We start from the raw sequence: 13,284 nt of genomic DNA, 5'->3' as shown, positions 1-13,284 counted from the left end.
AACTCCTAATAAAACGTTCTCCTAGCCTAATAGAAATTTTTTATCATCCTATTTTCCTAACAAAAAGAAACTCCCTACTTCTCCTTATACAGAAGAAGGAGGGGAGTTTAAGGCAGCAGACGCAGGAATAGATTGCTCTTCACCGTCATCTAAAAATGCGTGTTGAAATACTTCTGAAAGTTTTTTTACTGGAATGATCTCTACGTCTTCAATCGTATCGAAAATCTTTTGGTTGTTCTCAAACGGGATAAGAACACGTTTTGCACCTGCATCTTTCGCAGCTAGTATCTTCGCCATCACTCCACCGACTGGTTTCACTTTACCATGTATGCTGATCTCACCTGTCATTGCGATTTCATGATCTATTTTAATGTTGTGAATAGCTGAGTAGATGGAAGATGCGATCGCTATACCTGCTGATGGACCGTCTACCGGGCCACCGCCTGGAAAGTTCACGTGGATATCATACATGGATGCATCTACTCCCATGTAACGAAGTACTGTAATAACGTTTTCCACTGAACCTTTTGCCATACTTTTTCTTCGAATAGACTTCGATTGATTACCGATACTCTCTTCTTCTGCTATTCCTGTTATCGTAATGGAACCTTGTTTCTTTGCAGGAAGTACGGTTGTTTCAATCTCAAGCAGCGCTCCGCTTGTTGGACCGTATACAGCAAGACCATTCACTAAGCCAATCTTTGGTTTGACTCCAATTTTCCTTTCTGGTCTTGGAGCCATTCTACTTGAGTGAGTTACCCACTCTACATCGCTCTTTGTGATGTTTTTTCGTTGTTCGGTGATCGCTAACCCTGCTGCAATTTGAATCATATTAACTGCTTCACGACCATTTCTAGCATATTGGGCCATGTATGATAATGATTCATCATCAATCCCTAACTGAATCTTATCAGCTGCTCTTTTAGCGATCTGCTCAATTTCAGCTGGCTGCAATTCTCTAAAGAACACTTCTAGACACCTAGAACGAATTGCAGGAGGGATTTCTTCCGGCATACGAGTAGTAGCACCAATCATTCGGAAATCTGCAGGCAGACCATTTTGGAAGATATCATGAATATGATGAGGTATGTTCGCATTCTCTTCCGAATAATAAGCACTTTCTAAAAAAACCTTACGATCCTCTAGAACTTTGAGTAACTTGTTCATTTGTATAGGATGAAGTTCACCGATCTCATCTATAAAAAGAACACCGCCATGCGCATTCGTAACAGCCCCTTGCTTCGGCTGAGGAATTCCCGCCTGTCCCATAGCTCCAGCACCTTGGTAGATCGGATCATGCACAGAGCCAATCAATGGATCCGCAATGCCTCGCTCGTCAAAACGAGCAGTCGTAGCATCCAATTCTACGAAAACTGCTGTAGAACGAAAAGGAGATGACTGATTTCGTTTCGCTTCTTCTAATACTAATCGTGCTGCTGCTGTCTTCCCCACTCCTGGAGGGCCGTAAACGATAACATGCTGAGGATTCGGTCCACATAAAGCAGCTTTCAACGCTTTTATTCCATCTTCTTGTCCGATGATATCTTCAAACTTTCCAGGTCGAACACGTTCAGACAGAGGTTCTGATAGGGAGATCGAACGCATTCTTCTAAGCTGCTCCATCTCTTTTCTCGATTCTTTATCCACACTTACTTTTTGAGAACGCTGGTTACGCAGCAAGTTCCAAAAATATAGCCCGATAACAATCCCAAAGAATAATTGAATAAGTAATGCTATGCCAGTCCAGTTCATTGTTTTTCCTCCCGGTACCTATGTAGTGATAATCATAGTATCTCCGAGGAGGTGGTGAACTAAACGGTCAACCTTTTAAAAAGACAATTTTCACATACACTGATAATTTTAAAAGTAGTTGATTTTCGCTCACACTTGCTCGCTTTCCATGGGGCTTTGTCTTTGTCTAGTTGCAGTGACTAGCCCACCGAGGTCAAAAGTTAAACAGTCATGAAGGCATAGTGCGCCTTCCTAGCCCATCCAACTTTTGCTTGTATGGTCTGAACGACCACGCTCAATTTTCGAACTGATCTCTATTCTCTAAAAGATTATCACTTTCAAAGTCATATTCTCCTTTGACAGTTGATTGGAGTGGAGGTTGCGAGACTCCTACGGGACAGGCTGGCAGGTGAGACACTTAAGAGTCAAACGAACGAATGTGGCTCACCGTCTGCCCCGTGGAAAGCGAGCAAACCTGGAACGGAAATCTACACTTCCAAAGGCAACAAAGCTACGAAAAACAGCATTCAGAAAAAAATACTGCTTTAAATTTGGCTTAGCTCAAACAAAAAAGACCAGCATAAGCTGGTCTCAAAATTAAGCACTCTCTTTTGGAGTCTCTTTTGATTGTTCAATAACCGTACCGTCTTCTAACTCAAGAGTTGGTGGTACTTTATCAGAGATCGTTTCTTTCGTCACGATACATTTAACAACATCTTCACGAGAAGGCAACTCAAACATTACGTCAAGCATAACTCCTTCAATGATCGAACGAAGTCCACGCGCACCTGTTTTACGTTCAATGGCTTGAGCAGAAATTTCTCGAAGAGCTTCATCGGTAAATTCTAGCTCGACACCGTCAATATCCAGTAACTTTTGATATTGTTTTACAAGTGCGTTTTTAGGTTTTGTTAAGATTTCAATCAACGCTTCCTCATCAAGAGGATTTAAGTTTGAAATAACCGGTAAACGACCGATAAATTCAGGAATCAAACCAAAGCGAAGTAAATCTTCAGGAAGAACTTTAGACAAGTATTCTCCCGCTTTTAAATCAGCTTGTTTCGTTTCAGAACTGAATCCGATCACTTTCTTACCAAGTCGGCGTTTGATGATTTGTTCGATACCATCAAAGGCTCCACCACAAATGAACAGAATGTTTGTAGTGTCAATTTGGATGAACTCTTGGTGAGGATGCTTTCTTCCTCCTTGTGGCGGTACACTAGCTACTGTACCTTCAAGGATTTTAAGAAGAGCCTGCTGAACGCCTTCACCAGAAACATCTCTTGTGATAGAAGGATTTTCAGATTTACGTGCAATCTTATCGATCTCATCAATATAAATGATTCCCTTTTCTGCTTTTTCTACATCGTAGTCAGCAGATTGGATTAATTTGAGTAGAATGTTCTCAACATCCTCACCAACATATCCAGCTTCTGTTAAAGATGTAGCATCGGCAATAGCAAAAGGTACGTTTAAGATACGAGCCAACGTTTGAGCAAGTAATGTCTTACCACTTCCTGTTGGTCCGATCATTGCGATATTACTTTTCGCCAGTTCTACTTCATCTGATTTTTGAGTTGAATTTATACGTTTGTAATGATTGTAAACGGCTACAGAAAGTGATTTCTTAGCCTTACCTTGACCGATTACGTACTCGTCAAGAATTTTACGAATTTCTACTGGTTTTGGTACTTCTTTTAGTTCTACATCCTCTTCTGTACCTAATTCTTCTTCTACGATTTCTGTACAGAGTTCGATACATTCATCACAAATATATACACCTGGTCCAGCAACCAGTTTTCTTACTTGATCTTGTGTTTTACCACAGAAAGAACATTTTAATTGCCCTTTTTCATCATTAAACTTAAACAATGATATCACCCCTAAAACGAGAATATGGATGAAACGCTTGACTAAAATTCAGATATGTTCTGAAGGAAAGTCTGATTATCTTTTCTACTACTTAAGCATTCCGTTGATTATAATGGATTGTATCACACTTCCATATTAAAACGGAAATAATAACGCTTAATAAATATGTATGGTAACGCTCTATATAAGTATGAACAATACCGCAAGATTTAAAACCTATTTTTCAAATAGGATGTGTATTTTAATAGAAATTTAATATGTATGGCAAAACAAGGCACGATACATAAGGATCGCGCCTTGCTTAGGTTTTATGAACTTATTTAATTAATGATTAAACAGTCTTGCTGTTTTCCAAAAGGAATTCGATTGCTTTACGTACTTTCAAGTCAGCTGCTACTGCATCATTTCCACCTTGCATAGCAAGCATTTGCTTGATTTGTTCTACTTCCATTTGGTACATTTCAGCCATCTTGCTAAGTTCAGCATCGATTTCTTCTTCAGAAACTTCGATGTTTTCAGCTTCAACGATCGCTTCAAGTACTAGGTTAGTACGAACACGCTTCCCAGCATCTTCTTTCATTTGCTCACGAAGTGCTTCTTCGCTTGTACCAGAGAACTGGTAGTAAAGGTCAAGGTTCATACCTTGCATTTGAAGACGTTGGCCAAATTCTTGAACCATACGGTCAAGCTCTGTGTTTACCATTGCTTCAGGGATATCGATTTCTGCATTATCAGAAGCTTTTTCGATAACTGTTTCACGAGTTTTGTTTTCAGCTTCTTGCTTTTTGCTCTCTTCAAGCTTTGTGCGAAGTTCTTTTTTAAGATCTTCTAAAGTTTCAGCATCGCCTTCAGCTTCTTTAGCGAACTCATCATTAAGCTCTGGAAGTTGTTTAGCTTTGATATCGTGGATATTTACTTTGAAAAGAGCAGGCTTACCAGCTAGTTCTTCAGCATGGTATTCTTCAGGGAAGTTTACGTTAACTTCTTTTTCAGCACCAGCTTTTTCACCAACTAATTGCTCTTCAAAACCTGGGATGAAAGATCCAGATCCGATTTCAAGAGAATAGTTTTCAGCTTTTCCACCTTCGAAAGCTTCGCCATCAACGAATCCTTCAAAATCGATGTTTACAGTGTCGCCATTCTCAACTGTTCCATCTTCTTTAACAACAAGTTCAGCTTGTTGTTCTTGTAAAGAAGTAAGTTCGTTTTGAACATCCTCATCTGTAACTTCAGTTTCAGTCTTTTCAACTTCAAGACCTTTGTAATCACCAAGTTTAACTTCTGGTTTTACGATTACTTTAGCTGTGAAAACAAGGTTGCTTCCTTGTTCCATTTTTTCGATGTCAACTTCTGGACGATCGACTGGCTCGATACCAGCTTCTTGTACAGCGTCTCCATATGCTTTTGGCAATAGGATATCTAGAGCGTCTTGGTAAAGAGACTCTACTCCAAAACGTTGTTCAAAAAGTCTACGTGGCATTTTCCCTTTACGGAATCCTGGTACGTTAACTTGCTTTACAACTTTTTTGAACGCTTGATCAAGCGCTGTATCTACTTCAGTTGCCTCAACTTCTACCGTTAAGACACCTTGATTACCTTCTAACTTTTCCCATTTAGCAGTCATTAAATGTTCCCTCCAACATCGGTATTTCCATAACTATCATATAGATTACAACCATTCCATTATAGCATAGACGTTCTGTATTTCAACAAGTTACATCACTTTCTCATTAAGTCTGCATATAAAATCTTTCCAATTCGACGAGAAGCTTTACTGCTCTTTGTAATTCTTCATCTTCTTGATCCGTTTCTTCTTCCATCCCACATAGAATATTCGCTGCCATAACAGCGGCCTCAAACCAAAGTACCTTATTCTCTGGAGTTGGTGAGAAAGGATATAATGCGAGTGAATAATCCTTCCAAACGGCAAGCGCGATCTCGAGCAGTGATGGATTCTCTTGTTCGAGTTCGTCTTTAATCAAAGATTTTACTTCCTTATAAAAGAAATGATCATTTAAATCAGTGAGCTTCGCGATGTCAACTTCAGTGAATTGTCCATATTTCTCTATCCTTACGATTTTGTCTACTTGATTTTCTTTAAGATATTGCAGAATTAAGCTTTTAACAGCCGGATGCTTTTTTTCATCTATTAAAAATGACTCAAACATCGGTACGATCACGTCAGGACCAAGCCGCTTCAACTGTTGTACAGCCATCCACTGCGAGTCTGCCTGATCGCTTTCAAGCATCTCTTTTAATGCTTGAAAGTCAGGATTAGCTGGAGGTGCTGTTGGAAGTTCAGGATCTTTCTTCACTTCAGGAACACCTTCCTGCTCAATTACTTTACGACTGAACTGTAGAAGCTGATAAAACGTTTCAGCTTTGTCTGCAGGAATCTTCTGCTCTTCAAGAACAGCTTCGATCACTGAAACAACGGTTATGTATTCTGATAACTGAACTAATATGCTTAAGTAGATTTGAAGTACATCATAATATTCGCCGATCCCTTCTTTAAGCATACGATCACATCTCTGTTTTGCTTCATGTAATCGACCTAATTCAACCAAGCTTAAAACAAGCCCAAGATTGCCTTGAGCATGCATTGGGTCTGCATGAAGCAATTGTTCAAAACAGGATAAAGATTCATCGTATTTTTTACTTTTTAAAGAATCCATTCCTTTTTCTAAAAGACGTCCATTTAAGTTAGGAAACCGAACGATATTGTTTTTGTTGTTCTTTTCGTTAGTCATCACAACTCTCCGCTTCCATTAATATTTGACTAAAGAATAGCAGTTTCGCCAGGTGAACTCAAGATAACTAAGAAGTTACAAACCTGAATTCCACTTTAACACGCAGTGAGTGAATGCTAAATTTCTTCATTAACGGCTTTTATCGTACCCTTTGTTGCTTTTGTAAGTAGTTTGTTAAGCATAACCAAACCAAAAGGCTTACTCAAAAGATATCTCTTCTAAGCAAGCCTCTTTATTAACTAATTCTTTTCAAGTTCACCTTATCGGCCATCCCTTTATATAATGACCATTTAACGGGGTCTACATTACCGCCACTGATGATGAGCCCAACTTTTTGATCGAGAGCAAGACGGCTGTGGAACATAACTGCCGCCAAACTAGCCGCGCCTGCACCCTCCACGACCACCTTTTCACGTTCAAGCATAAACATCATCGCATATGCGATTTGCTCTTCCGTCACGGTGACCATTTCGTCAACATATTTTGAAATCACAGGAACAGTAATCTCTCCAGGCTTAACAACCGCGATTCCATCTGCGATCGATGTACAGCGAGTTAACGTTTTTCTTGTGGTACCTGTGAAGGCTTGATAGACCGCACTAGCATTCGCCGATTGCACGCCCATTACTCGGACATCAGGTCTGATCGACTTAACCGCTAATGCGATTCCAGCCAATAGACCTCCGCCCCCTACAGGTACAACAATCGTTTTTAATTCAGGTTTTTGCTGAAGCATCTCGAGAGCAACGGTACTTTGTCCAGCGATCACATCGTAATCGTCGAAAGGGTGAACAAACACTCCTCCGCTTTTTTCTTCTTCTCTTTTTGCTGCTTCATATGCCGCCTGATAATTATCACCTTCTAAAACGATATCTGCTCCATACGATTTTACGGCGTCTATCTTGGAAAGCGGTGCATTTTCAGGCATGAAGATCTTAGAGTTTATTCCACGCAGTGAACAGGAAAGCGCCAATCCTTGTGCATGGTTACCAGCTGATGCTGCGATCACACCCCTCGCGCAGTCTAGTTCGTTTAGGGTTGAAACTTTGTAATAAGCTCCTCTTAATTTAAACGAACCCGTTTTCTGAAGGTTCTCTAGCTTCATATACACGTTTCCACCGGTCCATTTGTTCAGCGTTGTGGATTGTTTGAGCGGAGTACGGTGGGCGATTTTTGAGACTTCCTCCAATGCGTGAAATAAACGTTCCGCTGTGATTGTTAAATCCCCATTGTCAGTTCACAATCCTTTCATCTTCATATTTTTTTATGAATGCTTCCTGTTGAAGAGTTACAGATATTTCGTCCCATCCGTTGAGAAGCATCTTTTTCCAGTACGGATCAAATTCAAAGTGGAATACCTCTCCCGTTTCGTTTTCTACCTGTTGTTGCTCAAGGTCTACTCTCAACGTTCGTAAAAGGTTTCCATCTCTTTCATACTGTAAGTTTTGAATCTCTGCTTTAGAGAGTCGAATCGGTAAGATGCCATTTTTCACACAATTGTTAAAGAAGATATCAGCAAAGCTTTCGGCGATAATCACTTGAAATCCGTAATCTTTTAATGCCCAAGGTGCATGTTCTCTGGAGGAACCACAACCAAAATTTTTACCGGTAACTAATATGGATGCTTCTTTTGTTTCGGGTGAGTTAAGTTCAAAGTCTTCGTTTTCTTGTCCATTAGAATGATATCTCCAATCAAAGAACAAAAACTCTCCATAACCTGCTTTATCAATTTTTTTCAAAAATTGCTTTGGAATGATCTGATCTGTATCCACATGATCTCTGTCTAATACTGCAGCACTGCCTAGATGCGTTTTAAACCCCGGCATAACGATCTACCTCCTGTTCTTTTTTAGGAAGTATGGAACGAACATCGGTGAATTTCCCATTTAAAGCTGCAGCTGCAGCCATGATTGGACTGACAAGGTGTGTCCTCGCACCCTTTCCTTGTCTCCCAGCAAAATTACGATTTGAGGTAGATGCACATCTTTCTCCTTCTGGAACAACGTCATCATTCATACCTAAACACATCGAACATCCCGACTCACGCCATTCGAATCCAGCATCTATAAAAATCTGATGAAGCCCAAGGTTCTCCGCTTCTTTTTTTACTGCTTGTGATCCAGGAACTACGATCGCCCGGACTTCGGGGTGTACATTTCTACCTTCAACAACTTTAGAAGCTTGAAGCAGGTCACTAAGTCTTGAATTTGTACAAGATCCAATAAACACGTGCTGCACAGGTATATGCTCTATTTTTTCATTTCCTTTGAAGCCCATGTAATGGAGTGCATTTCGTAATGATTGCTTCTCTTCTATAGAAGAAGAATTTTCGTCTACAGGAATCACTCCGCTGATCGGCAAGCACATCGATGGAGTCGTTCCCCACGTGACCATTGGTTCGATCTCTGAAGCATCAATCTCAATCGTTTGATCAAATCTAGCATTCTCATCACTCGCAAGCTGTCTCCATCTTTTACAACTTTCCAGAAAGTCTTGATTCTTTGGAGCATAGCGCTTACCTGATATATATGAAAAGGTAACTTCATCAGGAGAAACGATCGATGCTTTTGCTCCAGCTTCAATAGACATATTACAAAGAGTCATTCGTTCTTCCATCGAAAATTTCCTAACTGTGCTACCAGAAAATTCAATAATATGACCAGTACCAACATTCGTTCCATATTTCGCGATGAACCATAAGATGACGTCTTTGGCTGTAACACCAAAACCTAACTCTCCTTCAATCTTAACGTTCATCTGTTTAGGTTTATTCTGCCACAACGTTTGTGTAGCAAGAACATGTTCAACTTCGCTCGTGCCAATTCCGAAAGAGAGCGCTCCGAATGCACCGTGTGTGGATGTATGACTATCTCCACACACAATTGTTTTTCCAGGCAGCGTCAGACCCAGCTCTGGCCCTATAACATGAACAATCCCTTGTAATTCAGAGTTCAATCCCTCGAGTTGAATACCGAATTCCGCACAGTTTTTTTCAAGAGTTTGCACTTGCAAGCGTGATGTTTCGTCTTTTATATTGAATCGGTCGACAGTTGGGATATTATGATCCATCGTTGCAAAGCAAAGCTCCGGCTTTCTGACAGTTCTATTTTTTTCTCTTAAACCTGCAAATGCTTGAGGTGATGTCACTTCATGAATGAGGTGCAGATCAATGTAGAGCAGGTCTGGTTTATTTTCCTCTTCTACGACAATATGGCTATCCCAAAGTTTATCTATTATTGTTTTACTCACAGAAATCTACCTCCCTACACATAAACCTCTAGAAGAGTTGCACTCGTTGAATCTTCCAACATTCTAAAATGTATTTGATTGACCATTTCTTTTGTCGTTACTAGCGTTCCGCTTTCTCCAAAGATATCTTGTGTTCGATACCCTGCCTGCAGCGTTTCGAAGACAGCAAGTTCAACAGCCTCCGCTTCTTTCTCAAGTTGGAACGAATGACGAAGCATCATCGCAACACTAAGGATCATACCGATCGGATTCGCTTTCCCGCTTCCTGCGATATCAGGTGCTGATCCATGTATAGGCTCATATAGTCCAGGACCGTTCTCACTAAGAGAAGCAGAAGGCATCATTCCTAACGAACCTGTAAGAACAGAGGCTTCATCAGACAGAATATCTCCGAACATATTTTCAGTAACGACCACATCAAAGCTCGTAGGATTACTGATCATCCGCATAGCAGCATAATCTACCAGCAAGTGTTCTGTTTCGATGTTTGGATACTTTTTAGCTACATCCTCCACGACTTCTCTCCACAACTTGCTCGTTTCAAGAACGTTCGCTTTATCAACTGATGTTACTTTTCTTCTGCGAGAAGAAGCTAACTCATAAGCCTTTTCAACGATTCTCGTTATTTCCTCTCGCGTATACGACAATGTATCTACCGCACATTTCTCATTCCGTTCTTTCGGCTCTGAAAAATAAATCCCACCGGTCAGTTCGCGAACAAATACAAAGTCAGTACCTTTTACCTTATTCGATTTAAGAGGTGATAGATGTTCAAGACCAGGATAAACGTGAACAGGTCTTACGTTTGCATACACGTTCATCGCTTTTCGTAAAGCGAGTAACCCTTGTTCTGGCCGAACACTCCCTTGATCCCATTTTGGACCACCAACCGCTCCGAGCAGAACAGCATCGCTGTCATGGCAAGCTTTTAGTGTGGTATCAGGGAGAGGATTACCTTCCTGGTCAATAGCAGCACCTCCAAATACTTGTTCAATCGTCTCAAATTCATGACCAAACCGCGTCGCTACACCATCTAAAACTTGCAAAGCACCCTTGATCACTTCCGGACCGATCCCGTCTCCTGGCAAAACTGCTATTCTCTTTTTCATCTAACATCCCTCCTAAATTTAGATACTCATCGCTTCATAACTTTTCTTTTCATCTTGAAGCTGAAGCTTATTATAGGCGTGAACATAAGCTTTAGCTGAAGCTTCTAAAACATCTTGCGCCGTTCCGCTTCCGTTTATCTCATGACCATCACTGACGATTTGAACAAACACTTGAGCAAGAGCGTCACGCCCTGCTCCTACTGATTGAATTCTATAATCATTCAGCTTGATTGAAGAAGGAAGCATCTTTCCAAGTGTATTGTAGATCGCTTCGACACTACCTGAACCAGTTGCAGCATCTTGAATCAGTTTTCCGTCTGGAGTCAACAGTCTTAACGTTGCAGTAGGAATCTGATTCGTACCATAGTTTACTTGAATATCTTTTAATTGATATAACGGCACTTCAGGTTGTATTTTATGATCGATGAGTAGAGCGAAAATATCTTCTTCTGTCATCTCTTTTTTCTTGTCAGCAAGTTGTTTAAAATCTTCAAATAGAACCTTAACCTTGTTCTCATCTGGATGAAAACCTAATTTATGCAAATAATCTTTAAACGCGTGACGCCCTGAGTGTTTTCCGAGTACGAGTTGATTGGAAGGAACACCAACAAGCTCTGGTGTGATGATCTCATATGTTGATTTTTCTTTTAACACACCATCTTGATGGATTCCTGACTCGTGAGCAAAAGCATTCTTTCCAACCACAGCCTTATTCGGCGGGACAGCAATTCCTGTCAGCCTGCTTACAAGCTGACTCGTACGGCTGATCTCATTTAACTTAAGGTCAGTTCTTGCCTGATAAAAGTCTTCACGGATCGCTAATGCTACTGCAATCTCTTCTAATGAAGCATTTCCTGCTCTTTCACCAATCCCATTAATCGTGCATTCCACTTGATTCGCACCATGTTCGATCGCAGATAAAGAATTGGCAACAGCCATCCCTAAATCATCGTGGCAGTGAGCAGATAAAATAGCTTTCTCTATGTTCGGAACATTATTTAATAAATAACGAAAGATCTTTCCGTATTCCTCTGGATTCGTAAATCCTACTGTATCCGGTATGTTAATCACCGTTGCACCAGCATCGATCACTTTCTCAACAATACGCGATAAAAATACAAGATCTGACCGACATGCGTCTTCTGCTGACCATTGCACGACAGGGAACTTTTGCCGTGCATATTTGACTGCACCAACCGCCGTCTCAACGACTTGGTCAGGTGTTTTCTTTAACTTGTATGTCATATGAATGGGCGATGTTGCCAGAAAAACGTGCAACCTTGGTTCAGCTGAATCTTTTAGAGCTTCCCATGCATAATCAATATCTGAGGTGTTCGATCTTGCCAAAGCAGTAACCGTTGAATTCTTTACAATAGAAGCTACTTTTTTTACGGCATCTAGATCGCCTTTGGATGCAGCAGGAAAGCCTGCTTCCATAACATCCACACCTAGCAGTTCTAGTCTTTTGGCGATCTCAATTTTTTCTGCCGTGTTTAGATTGACCCCTGCTGTTTGTTCTCCATCACGCAAAGTCGTGTCAAAGATCTCAATTTTTCGCACTAGCAACGGCCTCCTTTTTTTGTTTTGATTTTACGAACGGCATCATTGCTCGAAGTTCCCTCCCTACTTTTTCAATAGGATGGTTCTTCTCTTGATTGTTCACAACATGGAACACAGGTCGATTCGCTTGATTCTCTAAGATCCAACCCTTAGCAAACTCTCCGGATTGAACATCTTTCAGAACGGATTTCATTGATTCTTTTACTCTTTCATCAATGACGCGAGGTCCTGATTGAAAATCCCCCCACTGAGCAGTATCTGAGATTGAATATCTCATCCCCTCTAGACCACCTTCGTACATGAGGTCAACGATCAACTTCAATTCGTGTAAACATTCAAAATAAGCAACTTCTGGCTGATAACCAGCTTCTGTTAGTGTTTCAAATCCTGCTTTGACCAGTGAAGATAACCCACCACACAACACGGCCTGTTCACCAAAAAGGTCTGTTTCCGTTTCTTCTTGGAATGTCGTTTCGAGCACTCCAGCTCTAGCAGAACCAATACCTTTAGCATAACTAAGTGCAGTTTCACGGGCAGTGCCTGTAGCATCTTGATATACCGCGAAAAGCGCTGGAACTCCTTCACCTGATTCAAATGTGCGTCTAACAAGATGACCAGGACCTTTAGGAGCAACTAAAAATACATCCACATCTTGAGGTGGTACCACTTGGTGATAGTGAACGTTGAACCCGTGAGCAAAAACGAGTGCATTGCCCGGAGACAGTTCAGGTAAAATTTCATTTTTGTAAACTTCAGGTTGCCTTTCATCTGGTAATAGAACCATTACGACTTCCGCTAGCCTAGCCGCTTCCCGAACAGGATATACCTCAAATCCATCTTTAACTGCTTCGTCAAATGAACGACCCTCCCGCACACCAACTACAACATCATAGCCGCTATCCTTTAGGTTCAATGCATGAGCATGCCCTTGAGAACCATAACCTACTACCGCTACCTTCTTATTCTTTAATACATCGTTAGAAAGATCGTTTTCGTAATATACTTTTGCCATT

Annotated in this window: 10 protein-coding genes; all 10 read right to left on the bottom strand. The window is 40.9% G+C overall.

What is annotated here, in order from left to right; genetic code table 11:
- Positions 1-84 precede the first annotated feature (84 nt).
- Positions 85-1,752, bottom strand: a complete 1,668-nt coding sequence (gene lonB / locus IHV11_RS03785; RefSeq protein ID WP_197131389.1) for an ATP-dependent protease LonB — start codon at positions 1,750-1,752, stop codon at positions 85-87.
- A gap of 576 nt (positions 1,753-2,328) precedes the next feature.
- On the bottom strand, positions 2,329-3,603 hold the full coding sequence (clpX, locus tag IHV11_RS03780) for an ATP-dependent protease ATP-binding subunit ClpX (protein WP_197193745.1): 1,275 nt from the start codon (positions 3,601-3,603) through the stop codon (positions 2,329-2,331).
- A gap of 331 nt (positions 3,604-3,934) precedes the next feature.
- Complete coding sequence (gene tig, locus IHV11_RS03775) at positions 3,935-5,227, bottom strand: trigger factor (RefSeq protein ID WP_197193744.1); 1,293 nt, start codon at positions 5,225-5,227, stop codon at positions 3,935-3,937.
- Between the two features lie 106 nt (positions 5,228-5,333).
- Positions 5,334-6,353, bottom strand: coding sequence for a tetratricopeptide repeat protein (locus tag IHV11_RS03770; protein ID WP_197193743.1), 1,020 nt, complete (start codon positions 6,351-6,353; stop codon positions 5,334-5,336).
- 235 nt (positions 6,354-6,588) lie between these two features.
- Positions 6,589-7,542: a threonine ammonia-lyase gene (ilvA, locus tag IHV11_RS03765; RefSeq protein ID WP_197193742.1), complete on the bottom strand. Its 954-nt coding sequence runs from the start codon at positions 7,540-7,542 to the stop codon at positions 6,589-6,591.
- Between the two features lie 43 nt (positions 7,543-7,585).
- Positions 7,586-8,179 carry a 3-isopropylmalate dehydratase small subunit gene (gene leuD / locus IHV11_RS03760; RefSeq protein WP_197193741.1) on the bottom strand — a complete coding sequence of 198 codons (594 nt, stop codon included), beginning with the start codon at positions 8,177-8,179 and terminating at the stop codon, positions 7,586-7,588.
- Entirely contained in the window at positions 8,166-9,602 is a 1,437-nt protein-coding gene (leuC, locus tag IHV11_RS03755) for a 3-isopropylmalate dehydratase large subunit (RefSeq protein ID WP_197193740.1), read from the bottom strand. Before leuC ends, leuD begins: the two co-directional genes overlap by 14 nt.
- 14 nt (positions 9,603-9,616) lie before the next feature.
- The gene (gene leuB, locus IHV11_RS03750; protein ID WP_197193739.1) at positions 9,617-10,711 is read right to left on the bottom strand and encodes a 3-isopropylmalate dehydrogenase; all 1,095 of its coding nucleotides are present in this window, start codon (positions 10,709-10,711) and stop codon (positions 9,617-9,619) included.
- Between the two features lie 18 nt (positions 10,712-10,729).
- Positions 10,730-12,271, bottom strand: coding sequence for a 2-isopropylmalate synthase (locus tag IHV11_RS03745; protein WP_197193738.1), 1,542 nt, complete (start codon positions 12,269-12,271; stop codon positions 10,730-10,732).
- The gene (gene ilvC, locus IHV11_RS03740; protein WP_197131416.1) at positions 12,258-13,283 is read right to left on the bottom strand and encodes a ketol-acid reductoisomerase; all 1,026 of its coding nucleotides are present in this window, start codon (positions 13,281-13,283) and stop codon (positions 12,258-12,260) included. Before ilvC ends, IHV11_RS03745 begins: the two co-directional genes overlap by 14 nt.
- Between the last annotated feature and the right edge of the window lies 1 nt (position 13,284).

The organism is Fictibacillus sp. 26RED30 (genome assembly GCF_015903845.1).
Lineage (GTDB): Bacteria > Bacillota > Bacilli > Bacillales > Fictibacillaceae > Fictibacillus > Fictibacillus phosphorivorans.
Note: the sequence above shows the minus strand (reverse complement) of the source record. Positions and strands in the feature narration are given on the sequence as shown.

Bases quoted from the DNA above. Each gene is read 5' to 3' on its own strand.
- lonB (WP_197131389.1), bottom strand. From the start codon at position 1,752: ATGAACTGGACTGGCATAGCATTACTTATTCAATTATTCTTTGGGATT.
- tig (WP_197193744.1), bottom strand. From the start codon at position 5,227: ATGACTGCTAAATGGGAAAAGTTAGAAGGTAATCAAGGTGTCTTAACG.
- IHV11_RS03770 (WP_197193743.1), bottom strand. From the start codon at position 6,353: ATGACTAACGAAAAGAACAACAAAAACAATATCGTTCGGTTTCCTAAC.
- leuD (WP_197193741.1), bottom strand. From the start codon at position 8,179: ATGCCGGGGTTTAAAACGCATCTAGGCAGTGCTGCAGTATTAGACAGA.
- leuB (WP_197193739.1), bottom strand. From the start codon at position 10,711: ATGAAAAAGAGAATAGCAGTTTTGCCAGGAGACGGGATCGGTCCGGAA.
- ilvC (WP_197131416.1), bottom strand. From the start codon at position 13,283: ATGGCAAAAGTATATTACGAAAACGATCTTTCTAACGATGTATTAAAG.